The sequence below is a fragment of the Streptomyces sp. NPDC037273 genome (assembly GCF_055603625.1).
Genome location: NZ_JBVJVO010000001.1, coordinates 761,937 through 781,176, shown reverse-complemented (window position 1 = coordinate 781,176; position 19,240 = coordinate 761,937). Strand labels below are relative to the sequence as shown.

Below are 19,240 nucleotides of genomic sequence, written 5' to 3'. Positions count from 1 at the left end.
ACACCGCCGTCACGGCCCGCGCGCGGCGTCCGACACCTTACGAAACCCGAACGCCCCGCCGGGTCTCCTCCTCGCCGGCCGTGCGCGCTGCCAGTCTGCGCCCATGACCCGCGCCCGCCGTCTCCCGCCGCCCCTCGTCGTCACCGTGCTCCTCCTCGCCCTCCTGGTCGCCTCGCTGAGCGTTCTGCTGCGCTCGGGCGCGCGGGGGACGGGCTTCCTCGGCGGGTACGCGGGCGCGTGGGTGCTGTTCGCGGCGGCCGCGGTCGCCCTGCGCCGCGTCCCCGGGCTGTACGTCGTTCCGCTCGTCGTCGCCGGGGCGCTCGCGGTGACGGCGACCGGCCTGGTGGCGGCCCCGCGGACGAGCACCGACTCCTACCGGTACGCCTGGGACGGCCGCGTACAGGCGGCGGGCATGTCGCCGTACGATCACGCGCCGGCGGATCCGGCGCTGGCCGGTCTCCGCGACGCCTGGCTCTTTCCGCCCGCCGAGGCGTGCGGGCCGGGCGGCGGTGACCTCTCGCCGCTGGGTGACGGCCGGTGCACGCGGATCAACCGGCCCACCGTCCACACGATCTACCCACCGGTGGCCGAGGGCTGGTTCCTCCTGGTCCACGCCCTCTCTCCGCACGAGGCACGGCACAAGGGGCTCCAGGTCGGTTCGGCGGTGCTCGCCCTGGCCGTCACCGCCCTCCTGCTCGCCGTCCTGCGCCGGCGCGGCGACCCGCGCCAGGCCGCCCTGTGGGCGTGGTGCCCGGCCGTCCCCGTCGAGGCCGTCGACAACGCGCACGTCGACGTCCTCGCGGTGCTCCTGTCCGTCGGCGCGCTCGCGCTCCTCGCCCGCCGCCACCTCGTCACCGGCGGCGTGCTGCTTGGCCTCGCGGTCGCCGCCAAACTGCTGCCCGCCGTGCTCCTGCCCGGCGCCCTGTCCGGCCTCCGGCGGCCCCGCGCGCTCGTGGCCGTGATCCTGCCGGTCGCGGCGACCGTGGCCCTTGCCTACCTGCCGTACGTGCTCCTCTCCGACGGTTCCGTCCTCGGCTACCTCGGCGGCTACGCCCAGGAGGAGGGATACGACGACGCGGGCACCGGCGGCCGCTACGCCCTGCTCCGCCTCGTCCTGCCCGACGCGTGGGCACCGCCCGTCGCGGTCCTCGGCGTCGCCGCGGTATCGGTGGTGGTGTGGTGGCGCGGCGACCCCGAACGCCCCTGGCGCGGCGCCCTGTCGGTCCTCGGCACGGCCTTCCTGCTCCTCACGCCCGGCTACTCCTGGTACGCCCTGCTCCTCGTCGCGCTCGTCGCTCTGGACGGCCGCTCCGAGTGGCTCGGCGTCGCCCTGGCGGGTGCGGTGGCGTATCTCGCCGCTCCGGTGACCGGTACACCGGGGGTGACCGTCCCGTACGGGGTGGCGGCGGTCGTGGTGGGCGCGGTGTGGTGGCTGCGGCGCCTGGGGACGGCAGGCGACGGTGCCCCGGAGCGCGTGGACGCCCCAGGGCACCGGGAGGGTGGTGCTCCGGTCAGGCGCGCTTGACCGTGAAGGAGCACCAGGCCGTCCAGGCGAAGGCCGTACCGCCCGTCCTTCACGCGGACGCGCCAGCGGTAGGCGCCGTCGTCCAGGGTGCCGTCGGGCAGCTGGAGGGCGGCGTCGTCGCTGTGTCGCTGGTGTCGCTGGTGTCGCTGGTGTCGCTGGTGTCGCTGGTGAGACCAGCCGAGGGCGAGCTCCTGCTCCCCCTTGCCCGACACGGCGAGTTCACCGCCGCCGGCACCGGTGCGACCGGCGAGGCGCAGGGCCCGCGGATGCGCCGTCAGGTGCGCAGCGGCCCTGGCCGGATGCCCCTTTCGGCCCTCTGCCACGATGAGCCCATGTGGTCACGACCGCCCTTCGGGGACGAACTGCGGGTCGAGCTGGGATCGCCCAAGCGGTGGCGCACCCTGGGCAGCAGCCCGCGGTCGCGCGTGTGGCGGGTCGAGCTGCCCGGGGCCGTGGCAGTGGTCAAGGAGATCGTCGACGGACCTGACGCCGACGCGCGGTACGACCGCGAGGTGACCGCGCTGCGCCTCGCCGCCCGGGCCGGGTCGCCCGTGGTGCCGGCGCTGCTGGCCACCGATCCGACGAGACGTGTCCTGGTCCTGGAGCATCTGGAGCACCGGCGCCCGGGAAACGACTGGATCGTCGACTACGCGGTCGCGCTGGCTCGCCTGCACGCGGCCGCGGGCCCGGAGGACGCGGGGGCGCTCCCCCGGTGGCAGGGACCGAGCCGGGCCGACGTCGAGGCCTTCCTGCGACTGGCCGAGGCGCTGGAGGTTCCCGTCGCGGTCGGCGTGCCCGAGGAACTGGAAAAGTTGGTGCGGCGCCTCGCCGAGGCGCCAGGGCATGCGCTGCTGCACGGGGACCCCTGTCCGGGGAACGATCTCCACACGCCCGCGGGCATCAGGTTCGTCGACTTCGAGCAGGCGTCGCTGGGCAGCGGTCTGATGGAGCTCGCGTATCTCCGTATCGGTTTTCCGACCTGCTGGTGTGTCACGTCGGCGTCGGAGCGGCTGCTCGGACGGGCGGAGGCCGCGTATCGCGACGAGTGGCGGCTCCGGACCGGCACCGAAGCCCACGGCGGGCTGGCCGACGCCTGCGCCGGCTGGCTGATCCGCGGTGACGCCCTGGTCGAGCGGGCGCACCGCGAGGGCGCCGAGCACCTGGCCCGGATTCCGCACCGCGACTGGAAGTGGGGCACGGCGACCGCCCGGCAGCGGCTCGTGCACCGGCTCGGTGTCGTCGCCGGGATGACGGCCGACGAGGCGGCGCTTGGCGGCCTGAGCGGCCTCACCGTCGCCCTGCGCGCACGCATGCTCGCGCGCTGGCCCGCGCTCCGGCCCGTTCCGTCGAAGCGGCCTTAGGCGGCGTACACGAGGATGCGGCCGTCGACGGTCCCCACGATCAGGTGTCCCTGTGGTGCGACGGAGAGGGACAGTGCCGTGGCCGGTACTCCGTCGACCTCGACTTCGGTGTGCCAGCGGACCGAGCCGTCGCGGGCGTCCAGTGCGGTCAGGGCGCCGGAGTTGAAGGCGACGTAGACGGTGTCGCCGTCCGTGTCGAGGGCGGTGGCGGGGTGGTCGGCGCGGTGTTGCCACTGGACGGTGCCGTCGAGGGAGCGGCGTACGACGTAGGCCCCGCCAGGCTGGAGGCCGTGTCCGTGGTGGACGGCGCCCGCGTGGACGAGGGAGTGGTCGATCTCGGCGGCGGGGCCGCCGAAGTGGTGCTCCTGCGGCACCCAGGAGTGCGGGAAGAGCCGCCGCGCGGTGCCGTCCGCGTCGATGGTGGTGACCCACTTGTCCTTGTACGGCTCCTGGGGGTCGGCACCGACGAGGACGTACGGCCGAGTCGCGTGCCGGACGGGGAAGGGGTGGTTGAACAGGTCGAAGCCGCCGACGTCCGGGCCCTCCGCCAGGCCGTCGGGCTCGCGCGTCAGCAGGCGTTCGGGACGCGCGCGCCGCCGCTCCGACGGCCTGAGGATCAGCTGCCGGCCGCCCGCGACGAGCACCACCGGAAAGTCGGGACTCAGGTTCTCGACCACCTCCCCGGTGTCGACGGCGATCCGGGCCACCAGGGGGGCGGCCGTCTCCCAGCGCCTTCCCTCGTCGCGAGCACGGCGTCCGGCGTTCGCCCAGACCGATGTGCCGTCGGAAGCCGGGAGGAGCTCACGGCCGCCGTCCTTGTCCTCGATCGCCCACTGCCGTTCCCCCGACGGCAGCCACGCCTCGGCCAGCGTCCCGTCCGCGGCGGCGAGCACGCGGCCGTCCGGCAGGCCGTGGACGGCCCACACGCGCCGTCGTGGCGTCCACTGCCGACCGGCCGAAGCCGCGAGCTCGGTCAGAATCCGGCGGGCCTCCGCAGCGTGTTCCGGCCGTGCGTACGGCGTCGCGGGGGCGGCGAGCTCTTTCTCGAGGATCGAACGCGTCCCGACAGCCGTCCAGTCCGGGCGCTCCACGACAACCACGTGCCCCTGCTCGCCTGCCCGCGGCTCTTCCCAGTCGTCGTGCGGTGCGAGGACCAGGCGCAGTGCCGTGTCGCTGAGCCATGCGACATCGAGGACCTCGCGCGTGGACGGCAGGACGGACACGGCGTCGCCGTCGGCCGCGTCCAGCGGTACGAGCAGCAGCTCGCCTTCGAAGAAGTAGCCGCCGTCGTACCGTCCCGTGCCGACGGCCAGCAACGGAAGCACGGGGTGAAAGGCGAGGGACCGGACGGGGTGACGGGACCGCAGGACGCGCCGGCAGCGCAGCCCGTCCTGGTCGTAGAGCCCGATCCGGTACCCCGTCCAGCGGTCATCCGCGGTGCCGTTCCCCTGCCACTGGACATGCCCCAGGTCGCCGCCCACGGCGACGGTCCGCGAGCGCTCGTCGAAAACGGCGAGGGCGGGTTCACCGATCTCGGCGAACGGGCGGTCGCCGAGGATGCGGCGGACCGTCGGAGCGACGGCGGGAGCAGGGGTCATGCGGGGTTCCTCGTCATGCGGGGGGGGTCTTCGAGGCGGCACGGAGATGCGTGTCACCGACACGCCACTGTACGTCCGGCCGAGGTTCATCTCGCAGGCGGCAGGCGCAGGGCGATGACGCCGTTGGGGGTGACGACGGCGAGGACGCGGTCGTCGACGGGGACGACGGAGAGGATGGCGCTGCCCACGGGGATGTCGGTGGTGGGGGTGGGGCTGCCCGGTTCGACGACGAGGAGGCGGTGGCCGGAGACCGCGAGGAGGAGGGCGTCGCGGGTGGTGCCGGGGAGCAGGCGGAGGTCCGAGACGGACTGGCCGTAGGGGATGGTCCAGCGGAAGAGGGGCTCGCTCTGTGGATCGGCGAGGTCGCGGACCACGACGCTGGGCGTGAAGGGGGCGTGGTCGTACGCCTGTCGCCGCGTGGTGACGTAGGCGATGACCGGGCGGCCCTGCCAACTGCCCACGTCGGCGGGATCTTTGTAGACCTGCAGGCCGTTCGGACTCCACTTCCGGGACACGTCGTCGGGGAGGAGTGTGACGCGCAGTTCCGTGAAGTCCCGGACGAGGACGTAGAGCTTCCCGTCTTCCGTTTCCGCGTGCCGTACGTCCTCGTAGTGCAGATTCGGCAGGGTGTGCAGGAGAACGCCGTCGAGGTCCCACACGTGCACAGGCGATGCGGCCGAGTTGATCAGGACGGGGCGTCCCTGGAGCCGTGCGACCTGGATGCTGCCGCCGGTGCCGGCCTCGCCCAGCGGCAGCGAACGGAACCCGGACGGCTGGTGGACCCAGGCCTTGGGTGTCCCTTTCGCCGGGTAGTGCTGGTAGAGGACGGTGGGGAGCCCCGGGGCACCGGGCGCCGGCAGCGCGCCGCGGAAGGGCAGGTCGGTCGGCAGGGGCACGGGCTTGCGGCCGCCCCGCACGGGGTCGATGGCGTGGAATTCCTTGGACGCGTACTTGGAGCGCCGTTTCCCGATGATCAGGACGGTGCGGTCCTCGAAGGTGGCCACCGCGCAGCCGGAGCCCGGAAACACGTCGCCGCCCGACCCGGCTGCGTCGACACGGGTGCCCATCCGCCAGAGCTTCACCGAGGTACTGGTGTCGGCGGAGGCCAGCACCGCGTTCCCGTCGGGTCCGCACGCCGCCGTCCACGTGTGGGGGTCCCCCATCGCGAGCCGCATGGAGCGCGGTTCGAGGTCAGCGCCAAGGACGTCGTAGCGCCCCTCATGGAGCCGGAGTGCCACCACCTCGGGCCCGATGTGCAGCAGGCGGACGTGCGGGTAGGTCTCGTCGAAGGTCCACTGGCGCGCGGCGGCACGGTCACGGACGCGGTCGACGTAGATCAGTTTGGTGAAGCGGAACCCGCTGGTGAGGGCCACCTCGGCGCGTCCGTCCGCGACCAGCAAGCCAAGCACCTGGTTTCCGCGCAGACGTCTCGACCGCGTGCGCCGCGCGGGTCGCCGGCCGGTCGGGTCGACGGACCACACGGCCATCCTGGCCATCCGCGGCCGCAGCGTCGAGGTGTCGAAGCGGCTTCCGCCGCTCGCGGCGGCCACCATGAGACGGTCGCCCCGGAAGCCGACGGCCGTCCAGGTCGTCCCGCCGACGCGCGGGGGCGGAGCGCCTTGGAGTCTTTCGAGCTCGCGACCGGTGCGCAGGTCGACGAGGCGGACCTCGTCGCCCTCCGGTACGGCGGCGACACAGGTGTCCCCGACCCTGGCGCAGGCGTCCGGCAGCGAGTGCGCCGGGATCGCGGCGGACACGCGCGGGCCGAGCGCGGAGCCCGTTTCCAGGTCCCACAAGGCCACGAAGGCCTCGCCGTCCTCCTCGTGCTCGACGACGATCCAGGGAGAGCCGCTCCCCTCGCAGGCCGCCACTGCCACGACGTCGCCGGGCGGGCCGGACAGCCTCCCCAGGCGTTCTCCCGTGTTGCCGTCCCACCACTGGACCCCGATGCCCCGCTGGGCCGTGACGACGACGGGCCGGCCGCCGTGGTGGAGGAGGGCGAGGCTGTGCGGGGCGGGGGTGAACGGGCCGAGGGAGCTGTACTGCCCCGGGGCCGTGTCCGCCCAGAGTGTCTCCCAGGGCAGGCCGGGTACGTCGTGGGGGACCGCGGCGGCCAGGTCGACGGCGCCTTCCTGGAGGGCGACCATGCGGAGCTGCGCGGCCTGGCGGGCGGGGTCGGTCTCGTCCGCGAGGAGGGGGGCGCAGCGCTGGAAGGTTGCGGCGGCGGCGAGGGCGGCGGGGGTGGTGACGGCTGCCAGGGCGGGCAGGAGCACGGTGGGTTCGGCGGCCATCAGGTACTCGGGGTCGAGGACGAGGTCGTCGAGCATGCCGCAGGCCGCGGCGTGGGTGGCCAGGTGGGCGCGGATGTAGGGGTCGGCGGCGCGCCAGTCGCGGACGCCGGTGGCCGGGTCTGTGGGGACGAGGCCGGTCAGGGCGGTGACCAGTGCGTGCTGGTCCCGGGCCGGGTCGGGGCGTTCGCGCAGCTCCTCGGCGAAGGACTCGTGGTAGAGGCGGTAGACGGATCGCTGGTCGCGGTCGAGGACTTCCACGACGTGGTTGTCGGCCGCGTCGAGGATCCAGGCGACGTCGTCGGCGGTGACCTGGGTGCCGGACAGTGCGGTGGCGACGGCGGGCCAGACCGAGCCGGCGGGCATGCCGGCGCCCTCGGCCAGGGCGAGCGGGAGCAGGAGCGCGCGGGCCCGCTCGTAGTCCCGGCCGGTGGCCTCGGCGAGCGCCCAGAGGAAGGGGGAGGAGTGGGGGTCGGGCAACTGGACGTCCCAGCCAGGCCGTTCGGTGTCGAGTGATTCTTCCCGCCGGGCGAGCGTGCGGGCGGTGAGCCGGGTGACGAGGTAGTTGTAGCCGGCTTGCAGGGCGATGGCGCGCGCGACCGGTTCGGCCTGGGCGGCGGTGTACGGGCCGACGCTGCCGGGGCCGTCCGGTGCCTGGAGGAGCTGGGTGGCGTACGCGATGACGTCCTCGTGATTGGTCCACCGCGACTCGTCGAGGTCGAGGGGTACGAAGCCGTCCCCCAGGTCGTCGACGACCTGCCGTCGTGTGCCGACCGCCAGCCGGACGCACGGCAGTTTGGAGAGGGGCGCGAGGAGCAGGCCCGCGATGCGCCGGGGCTCGTCGACGGACCCGGAGGTACCGGCCTCGTCGAGGGCGTCGATGACGAGCACCAGCGGTTCGGTGCGGCGCGCCAAGTTCTCGATGAGCTCGTCGGGTTCGGCGCCGCGCAGTTCGGCGGCCGCGGCGATGCCGGAGGCGACCTCGGCCAGCGACTTGTGCCTGGCGTGGATCGCCGCGTGCACGGGTCGGGGGGTGACCTGCGGGGCCTGGTCCAGGGGTACGCCGTCCGCCGCGCCGGCCGTCAGGAGGAGGCGCCCCAGGAGGGAGGACTTGCCCGTGCCCGGCCCGCCGGTGACGACGACGGCTCGCCCGAAGTGCCGGGTGTCGCCGGACGCCCAGCCGGCGAGTGCCGCGAGTGCGGCGCTGCGGCCGGTGAAGTAGGAGCCGGGGTCGCTCGCGCGTTCCACACCCCGTCCGCGCGGCACGAAGTGGTTCAGCAACTCCTCGCGGCGCAGCCGCCCTTCGGGGGTGAGCGCCGTCCGCTGCTCCGCCAGGTCGAGGACGCCTTCGCCCGGCACGTCCGCGACATAGCGGGGGTTGGGGATGAAGGGGTAGCTCTCGCCGCCGGGCAGGGTGCCCCAAGTGGCGTGCTGGAAGGGGCCGATCGCCGCCAGCGCCTCGTTGACACGGTCGACGACCTGCTCGATGTAGAGCTTCGGCTGGCGTTGGCCGCCGAGGGTCGGGTCGCGGACCGCGTCGGCCAGCGCGCGGGCGAACGCGCCGTCGAGGGCCATCTCCTGCGGGCGGGCGGCGGCGATCACGGAGAAGGCGGCGAGCCGGCGTTCGTCCGCCTGGCGGGAGGAGAGCAGGTCGGCCGCGAGGGCCCGCACGGCGTCGACGCCGCCCTGGCCCGCGTAACAGGTGTCGATGATGAGCAGCAGTCGCCGCAGCCCGGACTCGGTGAGGATCCCCACCAGGTCGTCGGTGGACAGGGCGGTGCCCCGCAGCCGGCCGGACTGACTGTCGCGGCACAGGAGGTAGTGGCGGTTGTCCGTGCCCGTGTCGCCGTGGCCGCTGAAGTACAGGACGAGGGCCCCGTCTTCGTCGGTGGCGCCGGCCGACCACTGCGAGAGGGCGTCGCGCAGTTCGGCGGTGGAGTGGTCGAGGACGGGAAGGGCGGTGCCGTACCCGAGTTCACCGAAGAGGCCGCTGACGACCTCCAGGTCTTCGGGCACGCACGGCAGGGCGTGCTGGTGCTCGTACGTGGCGGTGCCGGCGACGATGAGCCAGCGGGAGGCTTCGGCGGCCATGTCCCCTCCCCCGGTCCCTGTCGACACCTCAGACTTTAGCGCTCAACAAGGTTCTCAGGAGCCACAGTTCAGCGTTGCCAGCGGACGCCTGACCGCGCCCCGCGAGGGAATCAAACTCGCACATGGTTGCGATGACGCGGGGGTGTCATGAGCTATTACGGCGACTGGGAGAAGCAGCAGGCGTACGAGCAGGGGCGCAGCGACGAGCGCCGGCGGATCAGGAACTCGATCGACGGCGATGACGACGGGGGCGGTTGCTGCGGGCTGATCATCCTCGCCGGCATCGTCTACGCGATCGTCAAGTCCTGCGGCGGCTGACGCTTCCCTTCGCCTGCCCGGCGATCCCGTCGAGGACCCGGTCGAGTCCCCACGCGTACTGCTCGTCGGAGACGAACCGGGCGATGGTGTCCGCCGCCTCGGCCGTACGGGGGTAGTGGTCGGCCGGAATGGCGCCGAGCTGCTCCCGGCGCGCCGCGACCCGCTCGGCGACGGGGGGCGCCGGGTCGGGTGAGGGGAGTTCGGCGGCTTCGAGGGCGATGGCGCCGAGGACCTGGACGATCAGCAGGTAGGAGGCGCGGGCGGCGTCCGCCGGGTCGAGGCCGGCGTCGGCGAGGACGTCGAGGAGGGCTTCGCCGAGCGCGAGGGCGTGGGGGCCGTCCATGGGGCCGGAGAGCAGCAGGTGGACCGCGCCCGGGTGGGCGAGGAGGCGGCGCCGCAGGTCGGTGGCGAGTGCGTGGACGCGGTCGCGCCAGGGTGTGCCCGGAGCGGTGAGGGCGACGAGGTCCGTCTCGCCGAGCAGGTGCTCGACGACGGCGCCGACCACCGCGGCACGGTCCGGGAAGTAGGTGTAGACGGCGTTGGGCGCGAGCCCCAGCTCGGCCGCGATCCCCCGGATGCTGACCGCGTCGGCGCCCCGGGCGCCGAGGAGGCGGATGGCCGCCGCGACGACCTCTTCCTCGGCGACCGCCCGCTTGCGGCCCCGCTTCGCCGGCGGCGTGTCCTGTGCCATCCGTACGCCTCCCTCATCCGGTGTCGCCATCTGGCCGCGCTCGCGCCTTGACGATTCATTTTTGCACGGCGTACATTAAATGGACAGCGTACAGAAATTGGAGGCGGTCCCCATGCGCGTCCCCATACGCGTCCCCCTGCGCGTCGCCGAGCACCCCCCTGTCGGCGGCTCCCGGCGCCCCGCCCTGCGTGGCTGGCTCCGGTGGACGGCCGGTTTCCTGGCGTTCCCGATCGCCGGACTCGCCGGCCGCGCGGCCGGCGGCCCCGTCGACGACACCATCAGCGCCTTGGTCGGCGGAGGCGTGACGGGCGCGGTGCTCGGCGCCGGACAGGCACTCGTCTCCGCCGGCCGGCTCAACCTGGCGCGCTGGGCCGCCGCCACCGCGGCCGGCAGCGGACTCGGACTCCTGGCCGGTTCCGCCCTGGTCGACCACCGGACCGATCTCGCTTCGCTGGCGCTCATGGGCGCCGCCGAGGGTTTCCTGCTCGGCATCGCCCAGGCCGCCGCCCTCCCCCGGACAGCACGCCGCCGGTGGCTCTGGGCCTCGGCCATGCCCGCCCTCTGGGCGGCCGGCTGGACGGTGACCACCCTCGCCGGAGTCGGGGTGGACGCCCGGTTCACCGTCTTCGGCGCCACCGGCGCCCTCACCGTCTCCGCCCTCTCCGGCATCCTGCTCCAGGCACTCCTGCCCGCCCCCACCAGCCCCGACCGGACCGCCGGCTCGGACTCCCTCCACGAGGTCGACGCATGAAGCACACCACCGCCCCCCGTCACGTGATCTTCGGCTCCGGCGCCGTGGGCACGGCCATCGCCGAGGCACTCGTACGCCGGGGAGAATCCGTACGGATCGTCAACCGCTCCGGCAGCGCGGACGTCCCCGACGGCGTCGAGGTCGCCGCAGGCGACGCGGCCGACCCGGCGTTCACCACCGCCGTCTCGGCCGGCGCCACCGTCGTCTACCAGGCACTCAACCCGCCGTACCACCGCTGGCAGCAGGAGTTCCCCGCCCTCCAGGCCGGCGTCCTCGCCGCCGCCGAGGCCAACGGCGCCCGCATGGTCTCCATGGACAACGTCTACAGCTACGGTTCCCCCGGCGGCCGCCCGTTCACCGAGGAGACCCCCGACGCCGCCACCACCCGCAAGGGCCGGCTCCGGGGCCACATGACCCGAGACCTCCTCGCGGCCCACAAGGCGGGACGCGCGGAGATCGCCATCGGCCGCGCCTCCGACTACTTCGGCCCGCGCGGCGGCGCCCAGTCCAACCTGGGCGACCTCGTCTTCCCGGCCCTCCTGGCCGGCCGCACGGCCACCGTCCTCGGCGACCCGGACCAGCCCCACACGTACACCTTCGTACCCGACATCGGCGAGGCCCTCGCCCTCCTGGGCCTCCACCCCGACGCCCCGGGCCGCGTCTGGCACCTGCCCAACGACCCGCACACCCGCACCACCCGCGAGCTCGTCGGCCTGGCCCACCACGCCACCGGCCGCCCCGGCACGGCCCGCCTGCGCCGCATGCCGACGTTCGCCCTCTACGCCCTGGGCGCCTTCAACCCCACCGTGCGCGAACTCATAGAAATGCGCTACGAGTTCGCCGAGCCCTTCGTCGTCGACTCCACCCTCATCCGCGACCGCCTCGGCGCCCTCGCCACCCCGACGGAGGAGGCCATGGAGCAGACGGTCGCGGCCTACCGCGCTCGCCGGAAGTGACCACTCGGCGGCCCGCCCTCCGGAAGCGCGACACGCTTCCGGAGAGCGTCGTCCGGACGCGCCTCGCGCTTCCGGAGAGGCGTCGGCCGCCCCTTAGTCCGTCACGTCTTGCGGGTACCACCGCAGCTCCACGGTGTTGCCGTCCGGGTCCTTCACGTACACCGACTGCGCCGAACCACGAGCGCCCCAGCGCGGAACCGGACCCTCTACGACGTCGAACCGGCCGGAATCGATGACCTCCTGCCAGTCCAGCGGGTCGACGACGAGGCAGATGTGATCGACGTTGGACTCACCCCGGGCACGGGAGAAGAGGTCGATCACCGAGCTCTCGTCGATGCGCACGGACGGGAAGGACACCTTCCCCGCCCGCCACTCCTCGACCCGCTCAGGCGCCAGGCCGAGAAGCTCCGTGTAGAACTCCAACGACCGCTCGACGTCGGTCACGTTGAGCACCAGGTGGTCGAATGCCTTCACTCGCATGGTCGGTCCCCTGCTCCTTATGGGCTGTTACTCGTACGCCGAAAACGGTGCCTGGGTACGCGGAGCGAGCCCCACCCCCCAGAGCATCATGATCACGTTACCCCGCCACACCGACCGACGGGATGAGCCACCCGCACCCGCAGGTCCCCGGCCCAGCCGCCCGCCCTCACTTCAAGTGCCGTACGAAGAACCGGGCCGCCTCCTCCCCGGCGAACCGCGGAACCCCGGTGTGCCCGCCCATGTTCGCGTTCAGGGTCTTCTCCTTCGAACCGAAGGCGTCGAACAGGTCCAGGGACGCCTGCCGGTCATTACCCGCGTCGTCCCACTGCAGAAGCACGTGCAGGGGAATGCTCACCTCAGGCGCCTCCGCCAACACGGCCCGAGGAATGAAACTCCCCGCGTACAGCACCGCGGCCGAAATGCGCGGATCGACCCTCGCCAGCCGGGTCCCGATCGAGATCACCCCGCCCGAGTACCCCACCGGCCCGCCGATCCCGGGCAGCGCCAGAAGCGCGTCGAGCGCCGCCCGCCATTCCGGGACCGCCCTCTCGACGAGCGGGAGGATGAGGGCGTCGACGATCTCCTCGCTGACCGGCTCTCCGGCGGCCATCGCCTGCCGCAGGTCCGCGCGCGCCTGTTCGGCAGCCGCCCAGCGAGGCCGCTCCCCACTGCCGGGAAGCTCGATGGTGGCCGCCGCGAAACCGTCCGCGGCGGCTTGCCTGGCTCGCGCCGCCAGCTGCGGGTACATCTTGTCCAGTCCGAGCGGAGGGTGGCCGAGCAGGATCAGGGGCACCGGCGCGGAGGCGGTGTCGGATGCCGGTGCGGAGACGGGCGCGGCTGCGGACGGGGAGACGGTCGTCGGCGTGAAGTCGGACGGGGGCGTGGAGACGGACGCGAGCGTGAAGTCGGACGCCGGCGTGGAGACGGACGCGGGCGTGGAGACGGACGCGGGCGTCCACAAGATGCCGGGGATCTCGCCCAGCAGGAACGTGCGCTCGAGGACACCGTCGTCGAGACGCTGTTCGGAGGTGAATCGCATGGTCGTGCCTTTCGGGAGTGCTCGTGTACGGCGCTCCCGGACGACCTGCCTATCGCCCGACCGTGACCCCGGAGGGGAGCACCCATGTCGAAACTGCGTTCACGGGTACCACCTCCTCGTTCTCTCGCACGGCCTCGGGCAACGTAACAGGCGCTTGGCGGTCCGCCAACCGATTTTCGGCGCGGTCCGCACGGCTCCAGCCCCGACCCCGGCCCCGGAAGGCCCACCTCAAGCAGCGCCCCCACCAGGGAACTTCACCCACGCCCGCTCGCTCAGCAGGCGCAGCCCATTGAGTCCGACGATCACGGTGGAGCCCTCGTGACCGGCGACGCCGAGGGGCAGCGGGAGCTCGCCGATGAGGTCCCAGGCCACTAGGGCGGTGATGAAGACGCCGGCGATGACAAGGTTCTGGACGACCAGGCGGCGGGCCGTGCGGGACAGCTCCACCACGGCCGGAATGGCGGCGAGTTCGTCACGGACGACGACGGCGTCGGCGGTCTCCAGGGCGAGGTCGGAACCTGCCTTGCCCATCGCGATGCCAGAGTGGGCGGCGGCCAGGGCAGGGGCGTCGTTCACGCCGTCGCCGACGACGAGGACTCGCTTCCCCTCGGCCTCCCAGGCCCGCACGGCGGCCACCTTGTCCTGCGGGAGCAGCCCCGCGCGGATGTCGGTGATGCCGACCTCGGCGGCCAGTCGGCGGGCGGCTCGCTCGTTGTCGCCGGTCAGGAGGACCGGGGGGCGGCCGGTGAGTGTGGTGAGTGCGGCGACCGTGGCCTTAGCGTCAGGGCGAAGGCGGTCGGCGATGCCGAGTACGCCGGCGGGGGCGCCGTCGCGCAGGACGATCACCGCGGTACGGCCCTGTTCTTCGAGTTCCTGGACGGCGTGGGCGATCTCGGGCCCGGCGGCATCCGCCAGGGTCGCCGGGGAGCCGACCTGGACGGCGTGGCCGCCGACGGTGGCGGTCACTCCCGCGCCGGGCCGGGAGCTGAAGTCGACCGCGTCGGCGACGGTGAGGGCGCGCTCCCGGGCCGCTCGGACGACAGCGCGCGCCAGCGGGTGCTCACTGGGATGTTCGGCCGCGGCGGCCAGCGCCAGGAGAGCGTGCTCGTCCAGCCCGGAGCCGGGGGCGGGGAGGATCTCGGCGACGCGCGGGGTGCCTTCGGTGAGTGTCCCGGTCTTGTCCAGGGCGACGGCGTCGATCTGCCCCAGGCGTTCCATCACCACTGCGGACTTGGCGAGGACGCCGTGCCGCCCGGCGTTGGCGATCGCGGACAGGAGGGGCGGCATCGTGGAGAGCACGACGGCGCACGGTGAGGCGACGATCATGAACGTCATCGCGCGGAGCAGAGCAGCGCTCAGGTCGTCACCGAAGGCGAGCGGGATCGCGAAGACGGCGAGGGTGGCGGCGACCATGCCGAGCGAGTAGCGCTGCTCGACCTTCTCGATGAAGAGCTGGGTGGGGGCCTTGGTCTCGGAGGCTTCCTCGACCATCTTCACGATCCGGGCGATCACCGAGTCCGACGGGTCGCGTTCGACCCGTACCCGCAGGGCTCCGGTGCCGTTGACGGTACCGGCGAACACCTCGTCGCCGGCCTGCCGGGCCACCGGCAGCGGCTCGCCGGTGATGGAGGCCTGGTCGACCTCGGACGCCCCGTCGAGGACCCGCCCGTCGGCGCCGATCCGCTCGCCGGGCCTCACCAGGAGGGTGTCGCCGACCGCGAGCGAGCCCGCGGGGAGGCACTCCTCGGTACCACCGGGCAGGAGCCGGGTGGCGGTGGCGGGCGCGAGATCGAGCAGCCCGCGCACCGAGTCGGCGGTCCGCGCGGTCGCGACGGCTTCCAGGGCGCCGGACGTGGCGAAGATGACGATGAGCAGCGCGCCGTCGAGGACTTGGCCGATCGCGGCCGCACCGAGGGCCGCCACGACCATCAGCAGGTCCACGTCCAGGGTCCTGCCCTTGAGGGTCTTCAGGCCCTCCCACCCCGGCTCCCAACCGCCCGTGACGTATGTGGCGGCGAACAGCGCGCCCGACAGCCACGCCGGCCCGCCGAGCAGGTGGACGGGCAGGGCGAGGAGGAACAGGACCAGCGCGGCGAGCGCCCAGCGGGCCTCCGGCAGCGCCAGCACCCGCGTGCGCCGCTTCGCGGCCGTGGCACGCGGCACCCCGGGGGCGGGCGTGGGGCGCCGATCCAGAACAGAAGACATGACGAACGGACCCTTCGCGGGCGGACTGCGGGAACGTCGGCCACCATACAGGAACATCTGAACAGGTCTTCAGGTATCGCCGGTATGATGGTGTCATGGGCCACGGACACGTCACCGCCAGCAACAGCGCCACCACCCGCGAGCGCCTCGACGCCGTGGGCGCCGCCGACGTGGCCGCCACCCTCCAGGCCCTCGCCACCCCGTCCCGCCTCCGCATCCTGGCCCGCCTCCAGGAAGGCCCCTGCCCGGTGGGCGACCTCGCCGAAGCCGTCGGCCTCGAAGCCTCCGCCTGCTCCCACCAGCTGCGCCTCCTGCGCAACCTCGGCCTGGTCACCGGCGAGCGCCAGGGCCGGTCCATCGTCTACTCGCTCTACGACAACCACGTCGCCGAACTCCTCGACCAGGCCCTGTTCCACGTCGAGCACCTCCGCCTCGGCCTCCGCGACACCTCCACCGGCCAGGCGGCACCGGCACTCGCCGACTGACGCGTCCGCGCGGGGACGACCCGCCGTCCCGTTCCGAGGCCGCCCGCTCTCGATGTCGGCGTTTCGGCCACACCCTCGCCGGGGCACACCCCCCTCCCCGCAAGGGTCGGTGCATCCAGCACGAACGCGCATTCGCTCCGCCATGGGCTTCGTACGCCGTCCGAAAGACGTGTGTTCGACGGGCCGGGCCTTGTCGTTGAGCCATCCGACAAGCCCGAACCCCTCCCCTTGGAGCCCGCCATGTACCCCCTCCCCGACCGCCTCACCGCCCACGTCCCCACCCGCCCTCTCCAGCCCCTCCCCGGGGCCGACATCACCACCACGCTGCCCCGCCTCACTACCGGCGTCTTCCGCTCAGCACGTCCGGATACGAGGTGGGGGGCATGAGGACCAGCGCGAAGGAACCGCTCGACGCAGCCGGGGCGGAGCCTCATTCGGCCTCCGAGCAGCTGTTGTTCGGCGGTCGGCTCGACTACGACCAGGGGTGGAACCAGTACCGCGGCACCTGGGTGAAGCTCGGCATGTGGAGCATGGCCGTCAGCTTCCCCCGCCAGGTCGCCGTCGCCGTCCGGCTGGCCAGGCGGGCGGACCGGAGGGCCCTGTACACGGTCGCGGTCAGCGAGTTCGGCCGTGGCCTGACCCAGGCGTTCACCCTGGTGGCGGTCAACGAGCTCCTGGCCGAACTGCTGGCCGCCGGGACACTGGCCGACCGGCTGCGCGCCTCCTTTCCGGCCCTGGTGCTGGTCTCGGTGATGTCGGTCATCTCCTCACTCCTCCGATCGGCGTCGACCGCGTCGACCGGAGTCCTGGAGCCGAAGGTCCAACGAGTAGCCACCGAGCGCTACTTGGGCCTCGTCGCCCGAGTGGAGATGGACGCCATCGAGGACGACGCCTTCCACAAGCTGATGGACTCGGCGCAGTGGGGCGCGGACGGGGCCCGGCGCATGGTGGGTTACTGCACGGCCGTCGTCGCCTCGGCGATCTCGCTCTTCGCCGCCGCCGGCGTACTGACGGTGCTGCACTGGGCCCTCCTGCCGCTCCTGCTCGCGATGGCACTGCCCAGCGCGTGGGGCTCGCTCACGATGGCCCGTGCCCGGTACGCGAGTTGGCACCGCTTCGTCCAGCACGCACGCGCCGCCCAGCTGATCAGCCGACTCCTCATCGACCAGCAGGCGGCGGGGGAGGTCCGGGTCCACGACGTGGGTCCCTTCCTCCTCGAACACTTCCGGGGCATGGCGGAGACCAGCGAGCGGGAACAGACCCGCCTCGCCTGGGTCGCGGCTCGCACCGGCCTGCTCGCCGACGGGGCTCGCGGAGTCGCCACGGTAGCCGCGTACGGAGTGCTCGGACTCCTGCTCTGGAACGGGCAGATGGCCCTCGCCGTCGGCGGCACCGCGGTCCTCGCGATCCGGGCCGGCTCCGCGAGCATCACCGATCTGGTGCTGCGGGTCACCGACATCCAGGAAGAGTCCCTGTTCGTCGCCGACCTGGAACGCCTGTGTACGGAGGCCGAGCGGCGCGCGATCCCGGAGACGGGCGTCGAAGTGCCCGAGGACTTCGACGCGATCCGCTTCGAGAAGGTCAGCTTCTCCTACCACGGCGCCGACGAGCCGTCCCTGAGCGAAGTCGATCTGGTCATCCCCCGCGGCCGGACGGTGGCCCTGGTGGGCAAGAACGGCTCGGGCAAGTCCACCGTCTCGAAACTCCTCTGCGGCCTCCACCTGCCGGCGTCGGGCCGCGTCATGTGGGGAGACGCCAGCGCCGCCGACGCCTGCCGGGCCCGCATCTTCTCGCGCGTCGCCCTGGTCGCCCAGGACTTCCAGCGATGGCCCTTCACCGCCCGCGTGAACATCGGCATCGGCCGCAGCGGCGTCGCCATGGACGACACACTCATCGAAGCCGCCGCCGCCTACGCGGGAGCCGACGAAGTCATCAAAGGGCTCCCCCGCGGCCTGAGCACCCTCCTAGCCCGCGGCTACCGCGGCGGACACGAACTCTCCGGCGGACAGTGGCAGCGCATCGGTCTCGCCCGCGGCAAAGCCCGCGACGGGCAGGTCCTCATCGTCGACGAACCGACCAGCGCCCTCGACCCCGCCGCCGAACAGCGCGTCTTCGACCAGATCCACCGCCTCGCCGGCACCGGCCAGACCACCGTCCTCATCACCCACCGCCTCCACAGCGTCCGCCACGCCGACCTCATCTACGTACTCGACGAGGGCCGCGTCGTCGAACACGGCACCTTCGCCCAGCTCATGGACCCGGCCACCAGCACCGGCGCCTTCCGCGAGGCCTACGAACTCCAGGCCCGCCAGTTCACCGCCCCCTCGCTGCCGGCCCAGGGAACACCCGTCGAGCCCGCCACCGTCCTCGGCGAGGGAGAGGTGCCGTCATGACCCCGACCTCACCCGAGTCACGCATCTCCCTGGTCACCCTCCTCCTCACCACCGAGTTCGGCATCCAGCCCTCCTCCGTCGCGGCCGGCCCCTCCGGCACCGCCACCCAGAACTACATCGCCCGCGAAGCGACCTCCGGCCGCCACTGGTTCGCGAAGACCTACGCCCCCGGCACCGACCTCGAAAAGACCGAGGCCGCCGTCGCCCTCAGCGAGCACGCACGCCAATGCGGCGTCCCCGTCGCCCCCGCCCTCTACACGGCGACCGACAACCGCCTCATCGCCCGACACCGACATCTCGCGATGTCCGTCACCCGCTTCTTCCCCGACGCGGTCACCGCCGACGGCCGCCTGACCGGCCGCCGCTGGGAAGCCGTCGGCGACACCATCGGACGCCTCCACCGAGGCCTCGCCCGCCACGCCTTCGGCCCGCCCTCGCTCGGCCCGAGGGACAGATCCATCGACCCCACACGAAGCGCCACACGACTGGAACGCCTCCTGTCCTGGTACGAGGAGACTCCCCCGGCCACACCCTTCGAACGGTGGGCAGTGACCACCGCCCACGAAAAGCTGGCGCGCCTCCCGGAGGTACAGCAGCTCCTGGACAAGGCCCCGCGGACGATGACATCGCAACTGGTGCACGGCGACCTCTCCGGCCCCAACGTCCTCCTCCACGACGAGACAGTCGCCGCCGTCATCGACTTCCACCCACCCATCCGCCGATCCCCCGTCTGGGAACTCGGCCGCCTCGCCCTCGACCCCCGCACCGTGCTCAGCCAACCCGACTGGCCCACCGGCCTGGCCCGCCTCGCCGCCGCCTACCACCGCCGGCACCCGACCGTGAGCGCGGACGAACTCGCCGCCGTGGCACGGGTGACCGCCGCCATGCTCGCCCTCTCCGTCTACCCCCTCAACACCGTCGCCGAGGACCTCGGCCCCGTCACCCCGTCCCTGGAGGCCTACGCCCGAGCCCGCCACCAAGCCGCCGCGATCCTCCGCGAACGACTGGACGAGGCCGAGCACATCCTCCGCAACCACCTCACCTGATTCCCCCAAGCCC

At 73.1% G+C, this 19,240-nt stretch carries 14 protein-coding genes; 8 read left to right on the top strand and 6 right to left on the bottom strand.

Annotation, left to right across the window (positions count from 1 at the left end; genetic code table 11):
• The first annotated feature begins 103 nt into the window (after positions 1-103).
• On the top strand, positions 104-1,525 hold the full coding sequence (locus ACZ7G1_RS03450; RefSeq protein WP_470877999.1) for a glycosyltransferase 87 family protein: 1,422 nt from the start codon (positions 104-106) through the stop codon (positions 1,523-1,525).
• A 332-nt stretch (positions 1,526-1,857) separates the two neighbouring features.
• Positions 1,858-2,886 (top strand): aminoglycoside phosphotransferase family protein, encoded by a 1,029-nt coding sequence (locus tag ACZ7G1_RS03445; RefSeq protein ID WP_470878055.1) that lies wholly within the window; start codon positions 1,858-1,860, stop codon positions 2,884-2,886.
• Here ACZ7G1_RS03445 and ACZ7G1_RS03440 read toward each other — a convergent pair.
• On the bottom strand, positions 2,883-4,484 hold the full coding sequence (locus tag ACZ7G1_RS03440) for an outer membrane protein assembly factor BamB family protein (RefSeq protein ID WP_470877998.1): 1,602 nt from the start codon (positions 4,482-4,484) through the stop codon (positions 2,883-2,885). The genes ACZ7G1_RS03445 and ACZ7G1_RS03440 overlap by 4 nt on opposite strands.
• An 86-nt stretch (positions 4,485-4,570) precedes the next feature.
• A complete protein-coding gene (locus ACZ7G1_RS03435) occupies positions 4,571-8,863 on the bottom strand; it encodes an NACHT domain-containing protein (RefSeq protein WP_470877997.1) in 4,293 nt (1,430 codons plus the stop codon).
• Positions 8,864-9,010: 147 nt separating this feature from the next.
• On the opposite strand from ACZ7G1_RS03435, the gene ACZ7G1_RS03430 reads away from it, so the two are divergent.
• Positions 9,011-9,181: a hypothetical protein gene (locus ACZ7G1_RS03430; RefSeq protein ID WP_470877996.1), complete on the top strand. Its 171-nt coding sequence runs from the start codon at positions 9,011-9,013 to the stop codon at positions 9,179-9,181.
• On the opposite strand, the gene ACZ7G1_RS03425 is transcribed toward ACZ7G1_RS03430, so the two are convergent.
• Entirely contained in the window at positions 9,162-9,872 is a 711-nt protein-coding gene (locus tag ACZ7G1_RS03425; RefSeq protein ID WP_470877995.1) for a TetR/AcrR family transcriptional regulator, read from the bottom strand. The genes ACZ7G1_RS03430 and ACZ7G1_RS03425 overlap by 20 nt on opposite strands.
• 112 nt (positions 9,873-9,984) lie before the next feature.
• Here ACZ7G1_RS03425 and ACZ7G1_RS03420 point away from each other — a divergent pair, with 112 nt between their 5' ends.
• Together ACZ7G1_RS03420 and ACZ7G1_RS03415 are read left to right on the top strand one after the other, a co-directional pair.
• Positions 9,985-10,623 (top strand): hypothetical protein, encoded by a 639-nt coding sequence (locus tag ACZ7G1_RS03420; RefSeq protein ID WP_470877994.1) that lies wholly within the window; start codon positions 9,985-9,987, stop codon positions 10,621-10,623.
• Positions 10,620-11,579, top strand: a complete 960-nt coding sequence (locus ACZ7G1_RS03415) for an NAD-dependent epimerase/dehydratase family protein (protein WP_470877993.1) — start codon at positions 10,620-10,622, stop codon at positions 11,577-11,579. The genes ACZ7G1_RS03420 and ACZ7G1_RS03415 overlap by 4 nt, the downstream gene beginning before the upstream one ends.
• A 93-nt stretch (positions 11,580-11,672) precedes the next feature.
• Here ACZ7G1_RS03415 and ACZ7G1_RS03410 read toward each other — a convergent pair whose 3' ends face one another.
• From ACZ7G1_RS03410 to ACZ7G1_RS03400, 3 genes are all read right to left on the bottom strand, one after another.
• Positions 11,673-12,059, bottom strand: coding sequence for a VOC family protein (locus ACZ7G1_RS03410; protein ID WP_470877992.1), 387 nt, complete (start codon positions 12,057-12,059; stop codon positions 11,673-11,675).
• Positions 12,060-12,225: 166 nt separating this feature from the next.
• Positions 12,226-13,098 carry an alpha/beta hydrolase gene (locus ACZ7G1_RS03405; protein WP_470877991.1) on the bottom strand — a complete coding sequence of 291 codons (873 nt, stop codon included), beginning with the start codon at positions 13,096-13,098 and terminating at the stop codon, positions 12,226-12,228.
• Positions 13,099-13,326: 228 nt separating this feature from the next.
• Positions 13,327-15,303, bottom strand: coding sequence for a heavy metal translocating P-type ATPase (locus ACZ7G1_RS03400; protein ID WP_470877990.1), 1,977 nt, complete (start codon positions 15,301-15,303; stop codon positions 13,327-13,329).
• Positions 15,304-15,398: 95 nt separating this feature from the next.
• On the opposite strand from ACZ7G1_RS03400, the gene ACZ7G1_RS03395 reads away from it, so the two are divergent.
• From ACZ7G1_RS03395 to ACZ7G1_RS03385, 3 genes are all read left to right on the top strand, one after another.
• Entirely contained in the window at positions 15,399-15,788 is a 390-nt protein-coding gene (locus ACZ7G1_RS03395; protein WP_470877989.1) for an ArsR/SmtB family transcription factor, read from the top strand.
• 383 nt (positions 15,789-16,171) lie between these two features.
• Positions 16,172-18,181, top strand: coding sequence for an ATP-binding cassette domain-containing protein (locus ACZ7G1_RS03390; protein ID WP_470877988.1), 2,010 nt, complete (start codon positions 16,172-16,174; stop codon positions 18,179-18,181).
• Positions 18,178-19,227: a phosphotransferase enzyme family protein gene (locus ACZ7G1_RS03385; protein WP_470877987.1), complete on the top strand. Its 1,050-nt coding sequence runs from the start codon at positions 18,178-18,180 to the stop codon at positions 19,225-19,227. The genes ACZ7G1_RS03390 and ACZ7G1_RS03385 overlap by 4 nt, the downstream gene beginning before the upstream one ends.
• The last annotated feature ends 13 nt before the right edge of the window (positions 19,228-19,240 follow it).

Excerpts from the sequence above, each read along its gene's own strand:
- ACZ7G1_RS03450 (WP_470877999.1), top strand. The coding sequence starts at position 104 with ATGACCCGCGCCCGCCGTCTCCCGCCGCCCCTCGTCGTCACCGTGCTC.
- ACZ7G1_RS03445 (WP_470878055.1), top strand. The coding sequence starts at position 1,858 with ATGTGGTCACGACCGCCCTTCGGGGACGAACTGCGGGTCGAGCTGGGA.
- ACZ7G1_RS03440 (WP_470877998.1), bottom strand. The coding sequence starts at position 4,484 with ATGACCCCTGCTCCCGCCGTCGCTCCGACGGTCCGCCGCATCCTCGGC.
- ACZ7G1_RS03435 (WP_470877997.1), bottom strand. The coding sequence starts at position 8,863 with ATGGCCGCCGAAGCCTCCCGCTGGCTCATCGTCGCCGGCACCGCCACG.
- ACZ7G1_RS03430 (WP_470877996.1), top strand. The coding sequence starts at position 9,011 with ATGAGCTATTACGGCGACTGGGAGAAGCAGCAGGCGTACGAGCAGGGG.
- ACZ7G1_RS03425 (WP_470877995.1), bottom strand. The coding sequence starts at position 9,872 with ATGGCACAGGACACGCCGCCGGCGAAGCGGGGCCGCAAGCGGGCGGTC.
- ACZ7G1_RS03420 (WP_470877994.1), top strand. The coding sequence starts at position 9,985 with ATGCGCGTCCCCATACGCGTCCCCCTGCGCGTCGCCGAGCACCCCCCT.
- ACZ7G1_RS03415 (WP_470877993.1), top strand. The coding sequence starts at position 10,620 with ATGAAGCACACCACCGCCCCCCGTCACGTGATCTTCGGCTCCGGCGCC.
- ACZ7G1_RS03410 (WP_470877992.1), bottom strand. The coding sequence starts at position 12,059 with ATGCGAGTGAAGGCATTCGACCACCTGGTGCTCAACGTGACCGACGTC.
- ACZ7G1_RS03405 (WP_470877991.1), bottom strand. The coding sequence starts at position 13,098 with ATGCGATTCACCTCCGAACAGCGTCTCGACGACGGTGTCCTCGAGCGC.
- ACZ7G1_RS03400 (WP_470877990.1), bottom strand. The coding sequence starts at position 15,303 with ATGTCTTCTGTTCTGGATCGGCGCCCCACGCCCGCCCCCGGGGTGCCG.
- ACZ7G1_RS03395 (WP_470877989.1), top strand. The coding sequence starts at position 15,399 with ATGGGCCACGGACACGTCACCGCCAGCAACAGCGCCACCACCCGCGAG.
- ACZ7G1_RS03390 (WP_470877988.1), top strand. The coding sequence starts at position 16,172 with ATGAGGACCAGCGCGAAGGAACCGCTCGACGCAGCCGGGGCGGAGCCT.
- ACZ7G1_RS03385 (WP_470877987.1), top strand. The coding sequence starts at position 18,178 with ATGACCCCGACCTCACCCGAGTCACGCATCTCCCTGGTCACCCTCCTC.